The organism is Lysinibacillus sp. NPDC096382, assembly GCF_044762845.1.
In the GTDB taxonomy this organism is placed as follows: Bacteria; Bacillota; Bacilli; order Bacillales_A; family Planococcaceae; genus Lysinibacillus.
Window position 1 is genome coordinate 108,738 of the sequence record NZ_JBIWFC010000002.1, and the last position, 22,901, is coordinate 131,638.

Annotated in this window: 22 protein-coding genes and 2 riboswitches; of the genes, 11 read left to right on the top strand and 11 right to left on the bottom strand. The window is 36.7% G+C overall.

All coding sequences use genetic code 11. From position 1 onward, the window contains the following. Nucleotides 1-72 precede the first annotated feature (72 nt). The gene (locus ACIQZA_RS04315; RefSeq protein ID WP_400938574.1) at nucleotides 73-855 is read left to right on the top strand and encodes a TrmB family transcriptional regulator; all 783 of its coding nucleotides are present in this window, start codon (nucleotides 73-75) and stop codon (nucleotides 853-855) included. A 74-nt stretch (nucleotides 856-929) separates the two neighbouring features. Here the strand turns inward: ACIQZA_RS04315 and ACIQZA_RS04320 are convergent, their stop codons facing one another. Beyond that, nucleotides 930-1,301, bottom strand: a complete 372-nt coding sequence (locus ACIQZA_RS04320; RefSeq protein WP_142510422.1) for a nucleotide excision repair endonuclease — start codon at nucleotides 1,299-1,301, stop codon at nucleotides 930-932. Between the two features lie 195 nt (nucleotides 1,302-1,496). After that, nucleotides 1,497-1,607: riboswitch (SAM riboswitch) on the top strand. 137 nt (nucleotides 1,608-1,744) lie between these two features. On the opposite strand from ACIQZA_RS04320, the gene metA reads away from it, so the two are divergent. Continuing rightward, nucleotides 1,745-2,680 (top strand): homoserine O-acetyltransferase MetA, encoded by a 936-nt coding sequence (gene metA, locus ACIQZA_RS04325; protein WP_132360682.1) that lies wholly within the window; start codon nucleotides 1,745-1,747, stop codon nucleotides 2,678-2,680. Nucleotides 2,681-2,752: 72 nt separating this feature from the next. Here metA and ACIQZA_RS04330 read toward each other — a convergent pair whose 3' ends face one another. The 7 genes from ACIQZA_RS04330 to plsY all read right to left on the bottom strand — a co-directional run bounded on the left by ACIQZA_RS04330 (nucleotide 2,753) and on the right by plsY (nucleotide 11,109). After that, nucleotides 2,753-4,366, bottom strand: coding sequence for a GerAB/ArcD/ProY family transporter (locus tag ACIQZA_RS04330; RefSeq protein ID WP_402880611.1), 1,614 nt, complete (start codon nucleotides 4,364-4,366; stop codon nucleotides 2,753-2,755). 871 nt (nucleotides 4,367-5,237) lie between these two features. Beyond that, nucleotides 5,238-7,034, bottom strand: coding sequence for an endospore germination permease (locus ACIQZA_RS04335; RefSeq protein ID WP_402880609.1), 1,797 nt, complete (start codon nucleotides 7,032-7,034; stop codon nucleotides 5,238-5,240). A 35-nt stretch (nucleotides 7,035-7,069) separates the two neighbouring features. Next, on the bottom strand, nucleotides 7,070-7,303 hold the full coding sequence (locus ACIQZA_RS04340) for a hypothetical protein (protein ID WP_400938478.1): 234 nt from the start codon (nucleotides 7,301-7,303) through the stop codon (nucleotides 7,070-7,072). 3 nt (nucleotides 7,304-7,306) lie between these two features. Beyond that, on the bottom strand, nucleotides 7,307-8,506 hold the full coding sequence (locus tag ACIQZA_RS04345; RefSeq protein ID WP_400938475.1) for a Ger(x)C family spore germination protein: 1,200 nt from the start codon (nucleotides 8,504-8,506) through the stop codon (nucleotides 7,307-7,309). A gap of 14 nt (nucleotides 8,507-8,520) precedes the next feature. Beyond that, entirely contained in the window at nucleotides 8,521-10,068 is a 1,548-nt protein-coding gene (locus ACIQZA_RS04350; protein WP_402880607.1) for a spore germination protein, read from the bottom strand. Between the two features lie 128 nt (nucleotides 10,069-10,196). Then, complete coding sequence (locus tag ACIQZA_RS04355; RefSeq protein ID WP_400938469.1) at nucleotides 10,197-10,487, bottom strand: HesB/YadR/YfhF family protein; 291 nt, start codon at nucleotides 10,485-10,487, stop codon at nucleotides 10,197-10,199. Between the two features lie 19 nt (nucleotides 10,488-10,506). Continuing rightward, nucleotides 10,507-11,109, bottom strand: coding sequence for a glycerol-3-phosphate 1-O-acyltransferase PlsY (gene plsY / locus ACIQZA_RS04360; protein ID WP_400938467.1), 603 nt, complete (start codon nucleotides 11,107-11,109; stop codon nucleotides 10,507-10,509). 665 nt (nucleotides 11,110-11,774) lie between these two features. Between plsY and parE the strand changes: the two genes are divergently transcribed. Together parE and parC are read left to right on the top strand one after the other, a co-directional pair. Beyond that, the gene (parE, locus tag ACIQZA_RS04365; protein ID WP_400938464.1) at nucleotides 11,775-13,751 is read left to right on the top strand and encodes a DNA topoisomerase IV subunit B; all 1,977 of its coding nucleotides are present in this window, start codon (nucleotides 11,775-11,777) and stop codon (nucleotides 13,749-13,751) included. Further along, nucleotides 13,748-16,180 carry a DNA topoisomerase IV subunit A gene (parC, locus tag ACIQZA_RS04370; protein WP_402880604.1) on the top strand — a complete coding sequence of 811 codons (2,433 nt, stop codon included), beginning with the start codon at nucleotides 13,748-13,750 and terminating at the stop codon, nucleotides 16,178-16,180. Before parE ends, parC begins: the two co-directional genes overlap by 4 nt. Before the next feature lie 691 nt (nucleotides 16,181-16,871). Here the strand turns inward: parC and ACIQZA_RS04375 are convergent. Beyond that, nucleotides 16,872-17,480, bottom strand: coding sequence for a TetR/AcrR family transcriptional regulator (locus tag ACIQZA_RS04375; RefSeq protein WP_400938458.1), 609 nt, complete (start codon nucleotides 17,478-17,480; stop codon nucleotides 16,872-16,874). 206 nt (nucleotides 17,481-17,686) lie between these two features. Continuing rightward, nucleotides 17,687-17,796, top strand: a riboswitch (TPP riboswitch). 151 nt (nucleotides 17,797-17,947) lie between these two features. Between ACIQZA_RS04375 and ACIQZA_RS04380 the strand changes: the two genes are divergently transcribed. Genes ACIQZA_RS04380 through ACIQZA_RS04400 form a run of 5 tightly spaced genes read left to right on the top strand, consistent with a single transcriptional unit; the run spans nucleotide 17,948 to nucleotide 21,471 of the window. Further along, on the top strand, nucleotides 17,948-18,943 hold the full coding sequence (locus ACIQZA_RS04380) for an ABC transporter substrate-binding protein (RefSeq protein ID WP_402880603.1): 996 nt from the start codon (nucleotides 17,948-17,950) through the stop codon (nucleotides 18,941-18,943). 1 nt (nucleotide 18,944) lies between these two features. After that, complete coding sequence (locus ACIQZA_RS04385; RefSeq protein WP_400938454.1) at nucleotides 18,945-19,235, top strand: thiamine-binding protein; 291 nt, start codon at nucleotides 18,945-18,947, stop codon at nucleotides 19,233-19,235. Next, a complete protein-coding gene (locus ACIQZA_RS04390; RefSeq protein ID WP_400938451.1) occupies nucleotides 19,235-20,005 on the top strand; it encodes an ABC transporter permease in 771 nt (256 codons plus the stop codon). Before ACIQZA_RS04385 ends, ACIQZA_RS04390 begins: the two co-directional genes overlap by 1 nt. Next, the gene (locus tag ACIQZA_RS04395) at nucleotides 19,983-20,732 is read left to right on the top strand and encodes an ABC transporter ATP-binding protein (RefSeq protein WP_400938449.1); all 750 of its coding nucleotides are present in this window, start codon (nucleotides 19,983-19,985) and stop codon (nucleotides 20,730-20,732) included. Before ACIQZA_RS04390 ends, ACIQZA_RS04395 begins: the two co-directional genes overlap by 23 nt. Continuing rightward, nucleotides 20,722-21,471: a TatD family hydrolase gene (locus ACIQZA_RS04400; protein WP_400938446.1), complete on the top strand. Its 750-nt coding sequence runs from the start codon at nucleotides 20,722-20,724 to the stop codon at nucleotides 21,469-21,471. The genes ACIQZA_RS04395 and ACIQZA_RS04400 overlap by 11 nt, the downstream gene beginning before the upstream one ends. Here the strand turns inward: ACIQZA_RS04400 and ACIQZA_RS04405 are convergent. After that, entirely contained in the window at nucleotides 21,437-21,658 is a 222-nt protein-coding gene (locus ACIQZA_RS04405) for a hypothetical protein (protein ID WP_402880600.1), read from the bottom strand. The genes ACIQZA_RS04400 and ACIQZA_RS04405 overlap by 35 nt on opposite strands. Before the next feature lie 30 nt (nucleotides 21,659-21,688). Here ACIQZA_RS04405 and ACIQZA_RS04410 point away from each other — a divergent pair, with 30 nt between their 5' ends. Next, complete coding sequence (locus tag ACIQZA_RS04410) at nucleotides 21,689-22,084, top strand: hypothetical protein (RefSeq protein ID WP_402880599.1); 396 nt, start codon at nucleotides 21,689-21,691, stop codon at nucleotides 22,082-22,084. A 13-nt stretch (nucleotides 22,085-22,097) separates the two neighbouring features. Next, nucleotides 22,098-22,520 (top strand): YvaD family protein, encoded by a 423-nt coding sequence (locus tag ACIQZA_RS04415; protein WP_400938441.1) that lies wholly within the window; start codon nucleotides 22,098-22,100, stop codon nucleotides 22,518-22,520. Here ACIQZA_RS04415 and ACIQZA_RS04420 read toward each other — a convergent pair. Beyond that, on the bottom strand, nucleotides 22,517-22,699 hold the full coding sequence (locus ACIQZA_RS04420) for a hypothetical protein (RefSeq protein WP_400938439.1): 183 nt from the start codon (nucleotides 22,697-22,699) through the stop codon (nucleotides 22,517-22,519). The two genes, ACIQZA_RS04415 and ACIQZA_RS04420, sit on opposite strands and share 4 nt — an antisense overlap. Nucleotides 22,700-22,901 lie beyond the last annotated feature (202 nt).

The following is a 22,901-nucleotide window of genomic DNA, read 5'->3' on the forward strand; positions in this document are numbered from 1 at the left end:
TGTAAAGACTAATTTTTTTCGTTGGCGTATCTTCATAGCCTTAACTTATAATAGAGGTAATGGAGGGATCGAATGGTTGAATTAATCGCCCAATTGAAAGAGCTGGGATTCACAGAATATGAAGCAAAGGCCTATACTGCACTCGTACAAAATAGTCATGTTAGTGCCTATCAAGTAAGTAAAAACTCCGGTATCCCTCGTGCAAGAATATACGATATACTTGATGTACTTGTTGAAAAAGGGTTAGTACTGAAAGAAGAAACGGCAGATCAAACGACATACTCTTCCATTCCTGTCGCTGTGTTTTTACAGCAAATTCAGCAACGTTGGCAATCTAATTTTACGTCGATTAGTGATCGATTAGAAAAATTAGAAGTAAAAGAGCAGGAAGCGGAGCATAAAGTTGTCACGTTAAAAGGAAAAGAGGCAATCTTCAATTATTGTCAGTCATTATTAAAAAAAGCGGAGAAAAAAGTCATATTATCAATGTGGGAAGATATGTATGAAGAATTGCGGGAAGATTTACATGAGGTAGCGAAGCATGTACCTGTTCAGGGAATTACCTTGTATGTGGAGGACCATTTAGCTTCCATTGACCAACACCGTATCACTCCCTATACGAGGAATGCGTCTACACCTCATTGGTTTATTTTGTCTGTAGATGGTCAAGAGATGATTTATGGTCACTCTCCGGCAAATCAGGAAACGGCTTTTATTACCAATGATCCTGTTCATATCTATTTATTAGAGGATTATGTATGGCATGACGTGCTTATTAATCGCCTTTTAAAGCGCGATGATACGGAGCTTGAGGAATGGATTACTAAAGAACGTAAAGCATTTTTCTTAGAATAAAAGTATTGAAAAAGAATCTGCAAGCCGTCATGTACATTACAGAGGGCAAGCAGATTCTTTTTTTTCGTTAAATATTAATAAAATACTTTATCAACATTGTATTTAGCGCGGAATGAATTGATCGCGTACGTTTCATAAATTTCACGTTCCATTGGATCTTCCACTTCATACACTTCAATTTTGAAAATTTCATCACGATGATTTTTCATCGGTGACACATTGTCCTCAAAATGCTTTTTAATACGTTGACGAATTTTACGTGCTTTACCTACAAATAATAGTTCGTTTTCTTCATTGTAGAATAAGAAAATACCACCGTTTTCACGAGTGATTTTATGGAAGTCGATAAAACCATGGTATGGTGTGATTGGTACATCTCCTGGCTTTAAATCTTGTTCGCGTTGGCGGATTACTAAATCTGGTTTTGGAAAATCAATTTTAATCAAACTATTCACGTTCCTCTCTGTTACTAAAGGTATATGTTAACATAAGTACAGCATGTTTACCATCAAATAATGAATGTAAACATTCAAGTTTAGTGTTAAACAAATTACATAATGACATGCATGATTAATAACAAAATATTCTATGTATTATTGATATTCTTAATTGTTCATGTTACAATTCTTTTTAATTAAATAATCTTATCATGAGAAGTTGAGGGATTTGGCCCGATGACGCTTCAGCAACCTCTAACGAAAGTTAGAAAGGTGCTAATTCCAGCAAAGGATTTATCCTTTGAGAGATAAGAGTGAACGTGGAAAAATCCTTCTCATTCTATCTCATATGGAATGAGGGGGATTTTTTAATTTCATCGTTTGATATTTGAGCTTTGCGCAGGGCCTGTGCATTGATGTAACAAAAGAAATAAAAGAGAGGGGAATGCAAGATGCCAATTAATATTCCGAAAAACTTACCAGCTGGAGAACATTTACGTGAGGAAAAAATCTTCGTTATGGAAGAGGACCGAGCGAAAACGCAACAAATTCGTCCGTTAAATATATTAATTTTGAACTTAATGCCAGAAAAAGAAAAAACAGAGCTGCAATTACTTCGTTTATTGGGGAATACACCGTTACAAGTGAATATTACATTTTTAAATACAGCTACGCATGAATCGAAAAATGTCAGTAAATCACATTTACAGTTATTTTACACGACCTTCAATCAAATCCGTCATCGCCGTTATGATGGTATGATCATTACAGGTGCACCAGTAGAAAAAATGGAATTTGAAGAAGTGAACTACTGGCAGGAAATTTCAGAAATTATGGATTGGTCTAAGACAAACGTAACATCGATTTTACATATATGTTGGGGTGCACAGGCGGCGTTATACCATCATTACGGTATCGGTAAAATTGGACTTCCTGCTAAATGCTCAGGTGTATATTCCCATGTTATTACGGATTTAACAGTGGATTTAGTACGTGGCTTTAGTGATTCATTTACTGCACCACATTCACGATATACATCCGTATCAATTGATGAAGTACTAAGCCATCCTGATTTACGATTACTATCTTATTCTGAAGATGCTGGTGTTTTTATTGTGCAATCTAAGGATAATAAAAACATTATGATTACGGGCCATCTTGAATATGATGCAACGACTTTAGCTGATGAGTATAGTCGAGATGTTGCGAAAGGATTAGATATTGAGGTACCAGTGAATTACTTCCCACATGATAATCCTGCAAATGAACCGATTAATACGTGGCGTGCCCATACACATTTATTATTCTCAAACTGGTTGAACTACTATGTTTACCAAGAAACACCATACGAATGGGATTTCGTCGATCAAATTGAATATCATATTTAATGCCATTTAATAGCAATTAAAAATGATGACCTTGATATGATAGGGTCATCATTTTTTTATGCCTTTATACTGTTAATTTTCTGATGAATTTTTATTTTTATCACTGTTTGGCGTATTGCCGGTATCGCTATCATTCTGTGTAGTATCGCTGCTACTAACACTCTGCGAAGGATTTTCGCTATTGCTACTACTTGCACTTTGAATAGAATCTTCGTTATTATTACTACTTTCATTTTGAGTAGTATTTCCGGCATTGCTATTACTATCACTTTGAGTAGAATTATCATTATTACTACTACTTGCACTTTGAGAAGCATTCCCGGCATTGCTATTACCATCACTTTGAGTAGAATTATCATTATTACTACTACTTGCACTTTGAGAAGCATTCCCGGCATTGCTATTACCATCACTTTGAGTAGAATTATCGTTATTACTATTACTTTCATTTTGAGAAGCATTTCCGTCATTGCTATTACCATCACTTTGAGTAGAATTATTGTTATTACTACTACTTTCATTTTGAGAAGCATTTCCGTTATTACTACCGCTTTCATTCTGTGTACTACAATTACTTTTTGTATTATTTCCTTGATTACCGTTAATTTTGCGAATTTTCGCGACAAGTAATAAAACTAATGGTAATAAGATTGCGAAAATAAAAGAAAAAATAGGCCAGGTTTCTCTATTGTAAATATCTGAATGAATGATACTAGGATGAATAATTTGTGAAAGTCCAAGGATAATCATTCCGAATGGAAAAATGAGCGGTCGATGATTTTTAATTTTACATATTTGTGCGATGCCGATGACCCCAGCGTAAAAAAACATAAAAGTTTTAATATAAATTGATATTAACCACATGGCTGCCATAATCACTTCAATACGTTGTAAAAAATTCCCGATTGAAATTCTTTGGGCTAATGAATAGCTAGGAAATGTCCTAGAAGCAGTATTTGCCGGACCTAGGACAAGGATAGCTAGTGTGATGATAGCAATTAAGACAATCCCTCCAAGAATTGTGCCAATGTAAAAACCTTTTTGTGCTGATTTATGGACGTTAACAGTAGAAGGAAAAATCATTAATAATATGACAAGTGGGAATGAAAAAATACTCATTAATCGAATCATACTAATGAATAATGATTTTGCTGGTGCCTCCATTATTGGCTGTAGATTTTCCATCTGGACAGATGGTGAAATACAAACTACGAATAAAATAAAAATTAAAATAAAAAATGGGAATAGTATTTCTGCAGAACGGGCAAAAACTTCAATCCCTAAAAATGCAGCATAAATAATGATAATACTGAACAGAAACGCAAAGGCCATTGTAGGTGTTTCTGGCAAAACTTCTGTTTTCATGAAAATGCCAATGAAATATAATAATTCACCGGCAGAAAGTAAGGATAGAATAATAAAACCAATCGAAGTTATTTTTCCGAAAAAGCGACCTAATATCTTTTCATTAGCTTCTACAAATGTAAGGGTAGGTGTCCGTTTTCCTACAGTAATGAAAAGCTTTATTAAAAGTAAACTTAAAACGACACTAATAATCGCGGCAATCCAGGCATCTTGTTTTGCTTCTCTTGTTACACTAGCAGGGCTAATTAAAATGGCTGTTCCAATTGAAGCGAGAAGGGTAATGATCATAAATTGTCTTGAGCTAATTATTTCTTTTTCCATTTGAACGCTACCCCTTTTCTCTTAACATAAAGATCCTTATTATTTTGTCAGGGAGACAATTAAATCTTTAATTGGTGAAAAAATAAAGGTAAGCAAGTCTAATGGGCTTGGAATTTTGATCCTTTATAAGACCCCAATATTTAATGTAGCACCGAATCTTTATTATTTAAATTTTGGAATCATTCGTTTGATTCCTTTTTTTCGTATTAAAATGACCCTGACAGTATTTTTTTGACTAATTAAGTGTGGTCGAGTCAATAAAGCTCTACGAGGGAACAACAGTCTTTTTGATCCTTTAGAATTAATGGGCCGAATGGACTTAAATATGGGACACAAAAGTTCGTAAGCGATGATCATAAGGACAAACATTAAACCAAACAATCCAACTATAGCTGCTAAAATCATAATGGAAAACGAAGAGCACGAACTGTATTTGATAAGCTATTTACATAGATGATCGATAACGCATACTTTTCAGCTTTTCCAATGGTCATTTCTCGTATGATAAGGTCATTGTTATTCCCTAGTGTGTTTTTCAAATTTTGAGAAAGAGAACTATAGCATCAGCAATTATAGAAATAGACATTTCCATTCCTCCTCAAGATTTACATAACTATATAATGTACAATTTTGAGAGAAGATAAACAAAGGTTGGAATTGAATTCATATAACTTCTTTCAGCTGGTGTCCAAACACCTGTACCTGTCGCTACGCTTTCGGTACAAAAGATATCCGCTCAAAGAAGTTAAAGCCTCCGGCGGATGTCACGGAACTATACCGAGACATAATTAATTAATTTTCAATAGAAGTGTAAAGAAAAAATGATGACCATGAAACGATCAGGTTCATCATTTTTTATGCCACTATGTTATTAATTTTTTGGAGAATCTTTATTTTTATCACTATTTGGAGTATTGCCGGTATCGCTATCATTCTGTGTATTATTGCTTGAAGCGTTATCACTTGTGCTCGGTGAGGGATTTTCGCTATTGTTGCTACTATCACTTTGAGTAGAATTAACGTTATTACTGCTACTTTCAGCGTGTGTAGCATTTCCGCCATTGTTGCTACTACCACTTTGAGTAGAATTATTGTTATTACTACTACTATCATTTTGAGAAGCATTACCGCCATTACTGCTACTACCACATTGAGTAGAATTATTGTTATTACTATTACTATCATTTTGAGAAGCATTACCGCCATTACTGCTACTATCACTCTGAGTAGAATTATCGTTATTACTACTACTTTCATTTTGTGTAGTATTACCGCCATTGTTGCTACTACCACTTTGAATAGAATTATTGTTATTACTACTACTTTCATTTTGAGAAGCATTACCGCCATTACTGCTACTATCACTCTGAGTAGAATTATCGTTATTACTATTACTTTCATTTTGTGTAGTATTACCGCCATTGTTGCTACTACCACTTTGAGTAGAATTATTGTTATTACTACTACTATCATTTTGAGAAGCATTACCGCCATTACTGCTACTTTCACCTTGTGTAGCATTTCCGTTTTTACTATCATTTTCATTTTGTGTACTACTATTACATTGTGTATTATTTCCATTAATTTTGCGAATCATTGTGACTAGTAATAAAACTAATGGTAATAAAATCATTAAAACAAAGGAAAATATAGGCCAGATATCTCTATTGTAAATATCTGAATGAATAATATTAGGATGAACAATTTGTGAAAGTCCAAGGATAATCATGCCGAGTGGAAAAATGAGCGGTCGATGATTTTTAATTTTAAATATTTGTGCGATACCGATCACCGAAGCATAAAAATACATAAAAGTTCTAATATAAATTGATATTACCCACATGGCCGCCATAATCACTTCAATACGCTGCAGAAAATTCCCGATTGAAATTCTTTGAGCTAAAGAATAACTAGGAAATGTCCTAGAAGCAGTATTTGCCGGACCTAGGACAAGGATAGATAGTGTGATGATCGTAATTAAGACAATTCCTCCCAAAATTGCGCCAATGTAAAAACCTTTTTGTGCAGATTTATGGACGTTAACTGCGGAAGGGAAAATCATTAATAATACAACAAGCGGGAATGAAAAAAGACTTATAAATCGAATCATACTAAAGAATAATGATTTTTTTGGTGTTTCCATTATTGGCTGTATATTTTCAATCTGGATGGATGGCGAAATACAAATTACAAAGAAAATAAAAATTAAAATAAAAATTGGACATAGTATTTCTGCAGAACGGGCAAATACCTCAATACCTAAAAATGCAGCATATATAATGATAATGCTGAACATAAATGCAAACGCCATCGTAGGTGTTTCTGGCATAATTTCCGTTTTCATGAAAATTCCAATGAAATATAATAATTCACCGGCAGAAAGTAAAGATATAATAATAAAGCCAATTGCAGTGAATTTTCCGAAAAAACGACCTAATATTTTTTCATTAGCCTCTACAAAAGTAAGGGTAGGTGTTCTATTTCCTAAAGCAACGAAAAGCTTTACTATAGGCAAACTTAAAACGACACCAATGATTGCTGCAATCCATGCATCTTGCTTTGCTTCGCTTGTTACACTTGCGGGGATAATTAAAATGGCTGTGCCAATTGAAAAGAGAAGGGTAATGATCATAAATTGTCTTGAACTAATTATTTCTTTTTCCATCATGAACGATACCCCTTTCTTAACATAAAGTTGCTTAATTACTTTGTCATGGAAATGAATAAATCTTTAATTGGTGAAAAAATAAAGGTAATTAAATCTATTGGGCTCGGTATTTTGAACCTTAATGAGACTGCAACATTTAGTGCAGCACCGAGCATTAAAAAAATCGAAAAAATAACGATTGTTTTCGTTTCTTTATTTTTGTTTAATTTTGGAATGAAGGCAAAGGCTATAACAGCTGTAATTAATAGTATAAATATCGTCATAATCATAGATTATTCTCCCTTCGGCTTCTTCACTAATGAGTTTTCCATCGTCCCTAATCCTTGTGTGTTCACATGTACTTCAACTTTAACTGGTACGTCTTGAAATATAGTTAGCCAGTCTTTTTTTATTTTTTTCCACTCTTTAGGATTTGTGCGATGAAGTTCTGAACCAAATCCAAAAATATCGACCCTATAATTTTGCTGAACTGTTTTGATTGTTTCTTCGATTCGTTTTTTAATAAGTTCTTCTGTTTTTTTATTGACGTAGTGAATCGATTTTTCTTTAGTAAGGTCTATAGTACATTCAACTTCTCCGACATTTTGGCTAACATCTATAAAAACATTGATTTTAGGAGCTCCATTTTCAAATTTACCTTTTATTTTTGTCTTTGAGTGCGTAATCTCTGTTGATACAGTACCTCCCTTAGGGCAAGCAAGAATTTCAATTGTACTGTCTATTTTGTCCTTTAAAAAACCTAGACTTCTACTATCTTCTTCTGATAATAGCCCAATGAATTTATCTTCTTTAAAAACACCTAAGCCAGCGTACTTCAAAAGCACAGAAGACTTCGATTTTTTAACATTCGATGGATCCCTTCCAGCACTTTTATCTCCCTGTATTTCAATGGCAGACATGACAACACTTGTTTCTTTGTTATTTAAAGTATTGATTAATTCGTCAATTTTAATGGATTGTGTTGTACCCCAAGTTTTCTCTGACGTTTTAAGAGAATTCAGTAATTTGTTAGCTGGAACTTTTTCGATAGGTGTTAATACGTTTAAAACTTCGTCGGCAGTCGCGTCATGAGCAACGATGACATCGAAATCATTTCTGAATTCATGATCTCTTGACACTAAATCTAACGGTTCGGCCATTCCTTCTTTTGCCAATTCATCACCGAGTACAACGATTTGAAGGTGAGCGAAATAAAGTTTTCTAGCTGTTACTGTTGTCATTTTTCTAATGGCCTCAAAGACCGTTTTACCTTTTGAATGATAGGTAATAACGGGTGATCGTCCTGAAGTAGGCTGTTTGGAGGAGATTTCACCAGGATCTACAACTTGAACAGTTATTTCGAACTCATTATCTACCTTATCTATTCCCAATGCTGCGACAATTGCTAATTCATTGAGTTCGCGCTTACTCCAACAACCACTTAAAAGTAAAGTAAGAATCATTAGTAAACATATTGCCTTATATTTTGACATGGTTTATTCCTCGTTTACACATTCTTTTGATTCCTTTTTTTTATATTAAAATATTTATGACCTCTGACAGTATTTTTTTGACTAATTAAGCGTGGTCGAGTCAATAATGCTCTTCGTGGGAACAACACAAGGGCATCTTTTTGATCGTCTAAAATTAATGGCCCGAATGGACTTAAATATGGAACACCGAAAGTTCGTAAACTGCATAAGTGTAGGAGAATGATCATTAGGCCAAACATCACACCATACAATCCAACAATTGCTGCTAAAATCATTAATGGGAAACGAAGTGCACGAACTGTATTGGATAAGCCATAAGCAGGGAATAAAAAGCTACAAATGGCTGTAAGTGCCACAATAATGACCATTACAGCTGATACAATTCCTGCTTCTACAGCGGCTTGACCGATCACTAATGTTCCAACAATGGATACGGCTGGTCCAATCGTTCTTGGCATTCGAAGACCTGCTTCTCTTAACACCTCAAAGGCAATCTCCATTATGAGTGCCTCTACAACGGCAGGGAAGGGGACTCCTTCTCGTTGAGATGCAATACTTATTAACATAGGAGTTGGTAGCATTTCTTGATGAAAGGTGGTAATCGCTACGTAAAGCGATGGCGCTATCAAGGCTAGGCCAATTCCAAAAAATCTCAATAAACGTACAAGAGTACTAATCATCCAATGCTGATAATAATCTTCAGCAGATTGTAAAAAGGATGTAAATAGAGCTGGGACAATTAGGACAAACGGTGAACCATCCACTAGAATTGCAATTTTTCCGTCTAATAGTTCACCAGCAATAACATCAGGTCGTTCAGAATTATAAACTGTAGGGAATATGGTGGTTTTAGAATCTTGAATAAAATCTTCAATGTAGCCGCTTTCTAAAATACCATCAATATTAATACGATCTAATCGGGAAAGAACCTCCGCTACTATTTTGTCATTCGCAATGTCATTTAAATACATAACAGCAACATCCGTTTTTGTTACTTCACCGACAATACGGGACTTGATCCAGAGATTCGGACTTTTAATTTTCCGACGGATCAGAGCCGTATTCGTACGCAATGTTTCCGTAAATGCTTCCCGTGGACCTCTAATGACCGACTCTGTTGAAGGCTCCATAACAGCCCTATCTTTTGCACCTTTTGTACTTGTTACAATTCCAGTTGAAGATTCATCTAATAAAATGACCGTATCACCATTCAAAATCGAATTGTACAGTGTTGAAAAATCGAAAATATCATTAACATCGCCGACTGTTAAACAAGAATCTCTTAAATAGCGAATAATCTTGTCTGTTTCTGTTTCATCACTTGCCTCAATATCAAGCATTAGTTTATCAATTACAGAATCAGAAATGCTTATTTTATCGGTTAAGCCATCTACGTAGATGATCGCGAAAACATATTTTTCAGCTTTTCCAATGGTAATTTCTCGTATGATAAGGTCATTACTATTCCCGAGTGCGTTTTTAATTATCTTCAAATTTTGAGAAAGAGAACTATACAGTTGGTCATTGTTTTGGGAGGTATCAGTAATTTTAGAAATAGACATTTTCATTTCCTCCTCAAGATTTTACATAACTATAGAATGTACAACTTTGAAAGAAGATAAACTAAGGTTGGAATAGATTCAAATAAAAAAACAGTGTTCCCTTCGTTTAAACGAAAGGGAACACTGCTTTATTTTTTATACTCATATTTTAATTCGTCATTTGTAACATCCACATCTACATATAAACTGTGATTATTGAAAAACCATAAATCTTTTTCATCTATATAGTAGGTAACATCGTCAATAACTTTCTTAACACCAATGTTGAATGGTTCTTCGCGTGTCATACCTAGGGAAAAGCCTTCGTGAAAAGGACTGGAACCACCATATCTAGCATAAAAACGAATCGTATCTCCGGATTCTATTTCCATCTCTTGTTTGAACCATTGTAAGGCTTCATCTGTTAGTACAATATTCATTAGAATGCTCCTTTCTATGTTACAACCATTTCACCTTTGGTTCAGTACCATTTTTAATGCGTGCAATATTTGCTCGGTGACGGTAAATGATAAAGGTAAATAAACAAGCTATTAAAATACCTAACGCAAAGTCGCCTGTAACAAAATAATAAACGATTGAATAAATAAGTGCTACTAAAGCGGCAATCATGGAAGTTAAACTTACAATCTTTGTAATTTTTAATGTTACAATAAACGCAATAAATAATAAGACAAAAAGAGGCCATGAATAGCCTAAGAGAACTCCAGCTGATGTTGCTACCGCTTTCCCTCCGCGGAAACCTGCAAAGATTGGGAACATATGACCAATAACGGCTACTAGTCCAAGTAATAGCGAATGGATAGAGACATTAGAGAATAGAGGAAGAGCTACAAGTAATACGGCTGCTGTACCTTTTAAGACATCCATAATCGTTACGACGATTCCTGCTTTTTTTCCTAAAATACGAAAAGTATTTGTCGCACCTAAATTACCACTTCCATGTTGGCGAATATCAGTTTTATAAAAAATTTTGCCTATCCATAATCCAGAGGGGATCGAGCCGATTAAATAAGCACATAAAATAATAAGTCCATTTAGCATATTTGGACTCCTTTCATTCATTGATTAACACTTGGTACTAATAATATGTAACAAATATTCTACACTTTTTCTCTATAATCTACAATGACATGAAGGAGATTTCTAAGTGTATCTTGAATTCATTACAAAAGATAACTATTTTTCAAGGATTTTTATATGTATATGATTTTAGGTTTGTCTTTTAGACATGATTCATGTAGGCAGCATGAAAGCCCTTTCTAAAAATATAGGTAAAAAGGCAATTTTGTCAATCACCCATTCCTTTGGTAGAATAGAAGTCTATCTTTAATTTCTAGAGTAAACTAGTACGAATTTCTTTAGACAGAAGAAACCCATTTATTACTGTACCTGTATATTTTTCAGAGAATAGTCAAATGCTTTTGAATGAAAGTTCAAAGCCCTCAGCTATTCGTATCGTTTTGAAAAAAAGTAATGACCAGTGCAACTAAAACTTATAGCCCTGCGTCAAAGGAAGAGAAGAGTTCATGATACATATTGGAGCAACTATTGCAAATTTTTCTTCCGGTAAAACAGATCAAAACGATGAAGCTGTGAGGAATTTTAAAAATTTTTTGGGCCTGTCACTAGATATTGTTAGGAAATGCTATTATTATTAGGAAGAGAATATAAATAGAACATGCGTTTGTTTTTTGGAGGGGAAATTTTTGACGAATAAACAGTCACCAAGCGTCTATAATGATGACGCCATTCAAGTATTAGAAGGATTAGAAGCGGTACGAAAACGACCCGGCATGTATATCGGTTCTACGGATGGCCGTGGACTTCATCACCTAGTATATGAAATCGTCGATAATGCGGTGGATGAAGCACTGGCTGGCTTTGGTTCTCATATCATTGTCATTATTCATAAAGATCAAAGTATCAGCGTTCGAGACTTCGGCCGAGGAATGCCAACAGGTATGCATAAGATGGGGAAACCGACTCCTGAGATTATCTTCACTGTCTTACATGCCGGTGGTAAATTCGGACAAGGCGGCTATAAAACAAGTGGTGGCTTACATGGTGTAGGTTCGTCTGTTGTTAATGCTTTATCCACTTTTTTAGAAGTTACGATTCATCGCGATGGTAAAAAATATCGACAACGTTTTGAAAACGGTGGCCATCCTGTGACGACATTAGAAGAAATTGGACAAACAAAGCAGACAGGAACGCTTGTTCATTTTCTACCAGATGACACGATTTTCTCTGTAACAAAATACAATTATGATACGCTTGCAGAACGTTTACGTGAGTCAGCGTTTTTATTAAAAGGCTTAAAAATTGAGTTAATTGATGAACGCGAGGAAGGCAAAGGTGATGTTTTCTTTTATGAGAACGGCATTGAAGCTTTCGTTGCGTATTTGAATGAGGAGAAAGACGTCCTTCATCCTGTTAAGTATGTGGAAGGGATCCAAGACGAAATTGAAGTTGAATTCGCCTTTCAATACAACGATGGATACTCAGAAACAATCCTTTCATTTGTTAACAATGTGCGTACACGAGATGGTGGGACACATGAAACAGGTGCCAAGGCAGCTTTAACACGTGTTTTTAATGAATATGCACGTAAAATTGGCCTGTTAAAAGATAAAGATAAAAATCTTGAAGGGACAGACATCCGAGAAGGCTTAGCGGCGATTGTTTCTGTTCGTATACCAGAGCATTTACTACAATTTGAGGGTCAGACGAAGGGCAAGCTTGGTACGAGTGAGGCACGCTCGGCAGTAGATAGTGTTGTTTCGGAGCAAATTTTATATGTGCTTGAGGAAAATGCAGAATTGTCTGCATCTCTTGTTCGTAAAGCTATTCGTGCCCAGCAAGTACGTGAAGCGGCTCGTAAAGCACGTGAAGATGCCCGAAACGGCAAGAAGAGCAAAAAAGCCAGTACCATTCTTTCTGGAAAATTAACGCCTGCACAATCTCGAAATGCAGCGAAAAACGAGCTGTATTTAGTCGAAGGTGACTCTGCAGGTGGCTCTGCAAAACAAGGGCGAGATCGTACGTTCCAAGCGATTTTACCTTTACGTGGTAAAGTTATTAATACAGAAAAAGCAAAGCTGCAGGATATTATGAAAAATGAAGAGATTTCAACGATTATCCATGCCATTGGTGCTGGCGTCGGAACAGATTTCTCTGTCGAGGATTCAGCGTATGACAAAGTCGTTATTATGACCGATGCTGATACTGACGGAGCGCATATTCAAGTGCTGCTGTTAACGTTCTTCTATCGTTATATGCGACCATTGATTGAAGCTGGAAAGGTATTTATCGCATTACCACCACTTTATAAAATATCAAGAGGCACTGGTAAAAAAGAAGTGATTGAATATGCTTGGACTGAAAATGACTTACAAGCGGCCATTAAAAAAGTTGGAAAGGGTTACATATTACAACGTTATAAAGGGCTTGGTGAGATGAATGCTGACCAGCTGTGGGATACGACAATGAACCCTGAAACACGTACATTAATTCGTGTGACGATCGAGGATGGTGCACGTGCTGAAAGACGTGTGACAACTTTAATGGGCGATAAAGTAGAGCCGCGCCGTAAATGGATCGAAGCTAATGTAGACTTCGGTATGGAGGATGATTCAAATATTTTAGACAATGAATTCATCCAACAGGAGGAGGACCAAGCATGAGTAGTACGGAAAAATTTCAAGATTTACCTTTAGAAGAAGTTATGGGTGACCGTTTTGGTCGCTATAGTAAATATATTATTCAAGACCGCGCGTTGCCTGATGCACGTGACGGTCTTAAGCCTGTGCAACGACGTATTTTATATGCGATGTTTACAGAGGGCAATACGAACGATAAACCCTTCCGTAAATCAGCAAAAACTGTCGGTAATGTTATCGGTAACTATCATCCTCATGGTGATAGTTCAGTATATGAAGCTATGGTGCGTATGAGTCAGGATTGGAAAGCGCGTCATATGCTCATTGAAATGCATGGGAATAACGGTTCTGTTGATGGTGACCCACCGGCAGCGATGCGTTATACCGAGGCAAGGCTCTCTGCTATTGCAGAGGAGATGCTACGCGATATTGGCAAGAAAACAGTTGAACTTGTACCGAACTTCGATGATCAGGATATGGAGCCAACTGTTTTACCAGCTCGTTTCCCGAACTTACTAGTCAACGGCTCAACTGGTATTTCGGCCGGTTATGCGACAGATATCCCACCTCACGCACTTGATGAGGTGCTAGACGGTGTTCTTATGCGTTTAGATAACCCAAATACCACTGTCGATGATTTAATGACCGTTATTAAAGGGCCTGATTTCCCAACAGGTGGGATCATTCAAGGTGTCGATGGCATTAAAAAAGCATACGAAACAGGACGCGGTAAAATCATTGTGCGTGCGCAAGCAGTCGTTGAGCCAATTAAAGGTGGCAAGGAGCAAATTGTTATTACGGAATTACCGTACGATGTTAATAAAGCAAATCTTGTGAAGAAGATCGATGAGCAACGTGTCGATAAACGACTTGAAGGAATTGCGGAAATTCGTGATGAATCGGATCGTACAGGCCTACGTGTTGTCATTGAACTGAAAAAAGATGTTCCTGGACAAGGAATTTTAAACTATTTGTTCAAAACAACTGATTTACAAGTAGCTTATAATTTTAATATGATTGCTATCCATAATCGTCGTCCGACAATGATGACATTGCCATTGTTACTGGATTCTTATATTGCCCATCAAAAGGAAGTCGTGACGAACCGTTCCATTTATGATTTGCAAAAGGCAAAAGATCGTTCGCATATTGTTGATGGCTTGATCAAGGCACTGTCCATTTTAGATGAAGTCATTGCAACGATTCGTTCTTCTAATGATAAACGAGATGCGAAAACGAATTTACAGGTGAAGTTTGACTTTACAGAAGTGCAATCAGAGGCAATCGTTAGCTTGCAATTATACCGTTTAACAAATACGGATATTACGGAATTGCGTGCTGAACAGGAAGAATTAAATAAATTGATTGCTAAGCTTGAAGGTATTCTTAATAGTGAAGCAAAGCTTGTACGTGTTATTAAACAGGAACTACTTGACATTAAAAAGCGTTTTGCAGAGCCACGTCGTTCAAAAATCGAACAAGAAATTGAAGAAATCAAAATTACGTTAGATGTCCTTGTCCCAAGTGAAGAGGTCGTAGTGACTGTCACAAAAGATGGCTATATTAAGCGTACATCTACACGTTCACATGCAGCTTCGAATGGTCAGGATTTTGCGATGAAGGATTCCGATTATTTATTATATGAAGCAAACTTAAATACACAGCATCATCTACTGCTGTTTACAAATCGAGGCAATTATATTTATCAGCCTGTCCATGAACTACCTGATATTCGTTGGAAGGATCTTGGTCAGCATATTTCTAGTATTGTACCGACAGGGAAAGATGAATCTATTATTGCTGTATACGGTTTTGAGACTTTCGAACAGGCCAATACGTATATTTTAACAGCTACGAAAGATGGACAAATTAAACGCTCACCTGTAGCAGATTATGCTGTTACACGCTATTCGAAACCGATCAAAACGATGAATGTTAAGTCAGGCGATGAAATGATTTTTGCAGGTATCGTGACAGACGAAGTAGAACTACTGTTAACGACAGATACTGCCTATGCTATTCGTTTCCCAATAGAGGAATTGCCAGTAACGGGTGTTAAAACAGGCGGTGTTAAAGGGATTACGCTGAAAGACGGAGAAGCATTAGTTGGCATCAATGTTTTACCGCCAAATGCCACTGCGTATGTTGCGATTGTGACACATCGCGGTGCGGTGAAAAAAATGAATGTTGCCGAAGTAGAGATGACGAGTCGTGCAAAACGCGGCTTAAAAGTGTTAACAGAATTAAAAGCGAACCCACATCGTATCGTGGCTGTAGTAAAGGTTACAGATGAGGAACAGTTAACGATTGAGATGGAAAAAGGTGTGCAAGAGATCCTTGATGTACAAGCATTAACTCGAGCAGATCGCCATTCTAATGGCTCCTTTAAAGTAGATATAGCTACAGACGGTGCCATCTCACATGTCTTTACGGTCAAAAAAGAAGAGAAATAACATGACTAGCCCATGCTCTATAGAGAGCTGGGCTTTTTTTAGCTAATTGAAACCAATAAGTGGGTTCTTTGTCTAACATATATACGGGAGGATTGTATGATGCTTTACATAATGATAAAGTCAGTTGAAATCTGGTTTGATCGATTAATGGAAAGACAATCTTTAAAAAGAAACAGGTACTTTTCTTTCATTTCCTTCAATTTCTTTAGCGTATAGCGATTTTGTTATTATGTAGTACAAAAATGTATCAGTTAATCCTAGAATAAGGAGTAATCCGCTCATATATAAAGGGCGAATACACTCTCCAATGATAATTAATAGCGAAGATACAATTATTGCTCCGTAGGTAGTCAAGCTATTAAAAGCCATATAAATGCTACGAGCGTTTGATGGGGCAAGTTCTCCTATCATTGCCTATTTTATAGGGACATACATCAGTTCACCAATTGTTCCAATAAACAAGGCAACAAAAAGAAACAACACGCTATTTGAAGAAGCAAATACACTAAAACATATAGAGAAGATCAACATTCCTGTAACAAGAGTCCAGCGCTCACTGCACTCAAAGGAAGTAATGGTTTCTTAGGTTCTTGGCCTGTAATAGTGTCAAAAAGGGAATCATCTATTTACCATGTAGATCAAAAATTGAATTTCCTAATTTTATAGAGTATGGGTGTAGGATGGAGAAGGTTTAAGTATTAGAGATAGGTCCGAATAATCTAAGGGCTTGTCTCGTTATATCCTTCCATACCATGTTTGTATATTCATCAATAAACGTTAAACGCATTCCGTTTAAGATGGATAAGTACGACTCAGCAATTAATGAAGGTGATTCTTCATAAAAGTAACCAAGCATTTGCCCAGCTTCAATAACTGGATAAATACAGTCTATAAATAATTTTACAAAATCATCTAGTTCTTTAAAAAGCTTTGGAAATCGATCAGGTCTTGCAAGATCCTGTTGAATTAAACGTAGGTATTCACTTCTCGTTGCAAAAAGTTGCACATGACAATCTATCATTTCCTTAATTACTTCAAGAGGATCACTTTTAAAGTGTTCATCTATTTCAATAAAATATGGTTTGATTTCCTCCAGGGGCTCCAATATTGCCGATTCATAAAGCTCTTCTTTGGAATTAAAATACGTAAATACGGTGCCAAAACTAACTCCTGCTTCCTTTGCTATGTCCGCTACTTTGGTCTCTGCAAAACCATTCTCACTATATAATTTAATTGCGGCGTTTAGAATGGCAAATCTTTTTCTTTTCTTTTTTTCATCATTAGTAAGTCTAGGTTCCATTTAGATTCTCCGTTGAAGGGTTTTGTGTATGTTTACCTAGCACTCCCGAAGATGATTTTTACAAAGAAAAGGACATTGCGGTTATTCAACAAAAGGAATTGAAGGAAGGCATGGAGCTTTAAAATTAAATTAGCAGCGCTTTCGGCAAATAGAGCCTTGTCATTTCCGGATAGATATGGGTATAATAATCACGAAAAGTTCATATGGAAAGAATGTAGGGGGGCTGGTGTTGCCAGCTGAGATTGTGTCCGATAGACACTGACCCTTTGAACCTGATTTGGCTCGTACCAGCGTAGGGAACATCTATTCAAAAAGAAAGTTTTTGATATTGATTGTAAAACGTCTGGGAGGAATCCTGGGCGTTTTTTGTTTTCAGACTTTTGTTGTATACACAGACCGTGAACGCTTTCTTCTGGTAAAGACATTCATTCATGAACATTTCACACTACTTACTTGGAGGATTGAGCATGAAAAAATGGTTATTGGTCCTAATGGCTGCACTTTTCACATTAGTGGGCTGTAGCGAAAAAGAGGCTAAAAAGGATACTAAAGGATTAACAAAAGTATCGGTTGTCCTAGATTGGGCACCGAACACAAATCATACCGGTTTATATGTAGCGGAAAAACTTGGCTTCTTTAAGGAACAGGGCTTAGATGTAGATATAATATTACCAGGCGAAGCGGGAGCAGATCAGCTTGTGGCGTCTGGCAAGGCTCAGTTTGGCGTAAGTTATCAGGAAGGGATTACACAGGCACGTGTGCAAGATGTACCTTTAGTATCGATCGCGGCGATTATTCAACATAATACTTCTGGCTTCGCATCCATTGCATCAAAAGGCATTACTTCACCGAAGGATTTTGAAGGTAAAACATACGGTGGCTGGGGGGCGCCACTTGAAAAGGCAGTACTGCAATCACTAATGCAAACAAAAAATGCAGATATTAATAAATTAGATATTGTCAATGCAGGCGATATAGATTTCTTCACAATGATGAAAAAAGATATTGATTTTGCGTGGATTTATTATGCATGGACAGGTATAGAAGCAGAACTGCGTGGCGAAAAACTGAACATGCTATATTTAACAGATTATAGTGATCAGTTAGATTATTACACACCTGTACTTGCTACAAATGAAAAAATGATTAAAGATAATCCTGAAACGGTAAAAGCATTTGTCGCTGCTACAGCAAAGGGCTATGAATATGCGATAAAACACCCTAATGAAGCGGCAAATATTTTACTAGAAGCAGTACCTGATTTAGATAAAAACCTTGTGCATAAAAGTCAGGAATGGCTAGCAGATAAATATCAAGATGACGCTGCACAATGGGGCGAGCAAAAGCTAGCTGTCTGGGGAAATTACGCGAAATGGATGGCGGACAACAAAGTTTTAGAGGGCGAATTTAACGCAAAACAAGCATATACAAACGACTTTTTACCGAAAAAGGAGACAAAGTAACATGGCAAACTCATTAATAAGTGTACAAATTATCCCGAAAACTGAAACATATGAGGATGTGATCCCGTTTGTCGATGCAGCGATTACGGTTATCGACGCATCAGGGGTGAAATATGAAGTTCATCCATTAGAAACGACAATGGAAGGTGAGCTATCGACTTTACTACAAATCATTGAAAAAATGAATGACAAGATGATTGAGCTTGGTGCTATTAATGTCATTACGCAAGTGAAAATTTTATATCAGCCATCTGGTATTACAATGAATACACTAACGGAGAAATACAAGTAATGAGGCAGGCTTTCAAACAAGGAAGGACGATAATTTTTATCGCCTTCCTCTTATTCATATGGGAACTTATTGTCCGTTTTGCAGACGTACCACATTGGCTATTGCCTACACCAAGTGCCATTTTGAAAGAAGGCTTTCAATCGTATAAGACGTTTGTGCCACATGCTATAGCGACTGTTCAATTAGCATTTCTAGGCCTTGCCATTGGAATAGTGTGTGGACTAACGGTTGCTGTGCTATTACATCGTTTTACGTTTGTGCGGGAGCTATTTTATCCTATTCTTATTATGTCACAAAATGTCCCGGTGCTCGTTCTAGCACCGCTCTTAATTATTTGGTTTGGCTTTGGTTTATTGCCAAAGCTCATTATTATTTGTCTGGTGTGCTTTTTCCCGATTGTTATTTCGGCAATGGATGGCTTCCGTCAAACCTCACCTGAGCTGAAACATTATTTTGAAATGATTGGGGCAACTAAATCACAAACCTTTTGGAAACTTGAATGGCCATATGCGTACCCGTCGATTTTTTCAGGCATTAAGATTGCGGCGACGTATAGTGTTATGGGAGCTGTCATTGCAGAATGGTTAGGTGCGAAAATGGGGATTGGCGTCTATATGACATTGGCGCAATCATCATTTCGAACGGATCGCGTGTTTGTAGCGATTTTTGCCATCATTTTTTTAAGTTTACTATTATTTAGTGCTATTCGATTATTAGAAAAACTTGTTGTGAAGGGGAGAGGAATCTATGCTAAGCATTCAAAACATTGATAAATCCTTTAATGCTCTTCCGGTTATTCGCGATTTATCATTTGAGGTCAAGGACGGGGAATTTGTGGCGATTATCGGACCGTCAGGCAGTGGTAAAAGCACACTCTTTCAATTAATTGGTGGTGTCTCTTCTATTGATAAGGGAGCTATTTTATTAAACGGTACAGATATCCAACAAAAAAGAGGAACGATCGCCTATATGCCTCAGCAGCCCTGCTTACTACCATGGCGTACGATAGTAGAAAACGTTGCGATTGTCGAGGAGCTTCATCGCAAACCAAATATTGAGCTTGCCAAGGAGTGGTTAGATAATGTGGGGCTGGCGGCGTTTGAAAATGCGTATCCTAATGAGCTGTCGGGTGGTATGCAACAGCGGGTATCATTTATTCGCGCAATTGTCAGTAATAAGCCCATTTTATGCTTAGATGAGCCGTTTTCTGCACTTGATGAATTTACAAGGCTTGAAATGCAGGCTTGGCTTTTATCGATTTGGGAGAAAGATCGAAAATCGATATTGTTCGTAACACACAGTATCGAGGAAGCTCTCTTTTTAGCGGATCGTATCATTGTGCTCACGAAACGGCCAGCAATGATTAAAAAGGAAATAATCGTACCTTTTGCAAGGCCACGCCAAGAAGAAATTCGCCATTCCGCTACATTTACGGCATTGAAGCAACAGTTATTCACGTATTTAAAAGAAGAGAAGGGTGATGCGAATGTTGATTGATGCACATATTCATTTAGATCAGTATAAGGAACACGACATTCCAACTTTGCTAGAAGAAGCTGAACATGTCATTGCCGTTAGCATGAATCTTTCATCGTGCGAGAAGACATGGAAGCTAACGAAAACCTATGCAAAAGTAAAAGCAGCATTTGGTTTTCATCCTGAACAACCGTTACCAAGTGAAACGGAGGAAGATGCATTATTTGAGTGGATACGCCAACATGCTCATGAAATGGTGGCAATCGGCGAGGTAGGCTTGCCTTATTATTTGAGGCAGGAGAAGGCGATAGATGTTCGTCCGTATGTGGCATTGTTAGAACAGTTTATCGTATTGGCGAAGGAATTAAATAAACCGATTGTATTACATGCGGTGTACGAAGATGCGGCGATTGTTTGCGATTTACTAGGAAAACATCAAGTAACGAAAGCGCATTTTCATTGGTTTAAAGGAGATGAGGAAGTGATTGAACGGATGATTTCTAATGGATATTTCATTTCGGTCACGCCTGATTGTACGTATGAGACTAAGATTCAACAACTTATCAAAAAATACCCAATTGAGCTGATGATGGTAGAAACAGATGGACCATGGCCGTTCGAAGGTCAATTTGACAATAAACGAACATCTCCTTGGATGATGGATCATTCCATCGAGGTTATCGCTTCGATAAAGGGTCTTACAGCTGAGGAAGCGGCGCGTATCATTACAAGAAATACGACAACATTTTATAATTTATAGCAAATAACGCAGTTGTTCTTTTAAAGAGCAGCTGTGTTTTTGTTAAAAGTATCAGAATCGCTGATAAAGCCTCGAATATCGCTGATAAAAGAGTTAGAATCGCTGAAAAAGCATCAAATATCGCTGATAAAAGAGCTAGAATCGCTGATAAAACATCAAACATCGCTGATAAAAATTGTAGAATCACGATAGCCTTCTTGCAATAGATGAACTGAAGATGAAAGAGGAAGAAATACTGCATGATTCAACTTTAAATCTATTAGAAAAACTACAGAAATGTCTTGTACTCATTCCAGCAGATTTTCAATTTGCTCAACTCAAATATTTAGAGGAGCTTCAACGCTATTATCCTAAGCAATGGGAAACACTCGATCAATTTATTCATGAACAATGGACAGGTATCTTTTCGCTACTAGATGAAGGGATTGCCACAAAAAAAATACGTGTCTTTAATAAAGGGATATTTATAGAAGTCTATATTGGAAGGCTTTATCGATTGATGGAACATGGATCGATAAACAGATATATGATTTCACTTCAAGATGCAATGCAGGAAATGGTAGACATTTTTATGCATGGAATTCTTAAAGAAACCGTTTATGAAGAAAACTAAATGGGGGTTGTAAATGAGTAAAGCTTTAAGATTAATATTTTTAGTTACCGATTTCTTTTTTATACTCTATTGGCTAGTCACTTTTTTCCATTTGATCCCAGAAGAGTATTTATATCAGGATTATCAAAATGAATTATTAGTAATATGGAAATGGTCGTTCTTCCCGCTAGATATTTTAATTTCAGTTACTGGCTTTATAAGTCTCTACCTTTTTAAAGTGAAAAATGAAAAGTGGAGAGCATTTGCCTTATTATCTCTAGCATTAACATTTTGCTCAGGATTACAGGCGATTGCTTTTTGGACAATAAAGCTTGATTTTGATCTTATGTGGTGGATACCTAACCTTTTTCTTTTACTATATCCATTGCACTTTATTCCAAAGCTTATTACATTTAGACATCAAGATGTCTCATTACAAGCAAAACACAACCACTAATCATCCTCTGTGTGGTTGTGTTTTCTATGTTTTGTAAAATTTTGTTCAAGGTTCTCTTTTTTAGTTTTCGTTACACGTTCATGTGTACTGAAAGGGGAGAACTGACGATTTTTCTCAACGTCTTTTCCTTCCGTACGCTTAATATACGAGCGCTTCTTTTTTGCTTTTGATTGTGTCATAGTTATTCCTCCTTTTCATTCTAACTATACCATAACGTGGGATTGATTTCGGTTCCAACTGTGCGCTTTGCTGCTGACGCTACGCTTTCGCACAGAAACTAATTGCTGCTGACGCTACGCTTTCGCACAGAAAACAATTGTTGCTGACGCTACGCTTTCGCACAGAAAACAATTGTTGCTGACGCTACGCTTTCGCACAGAA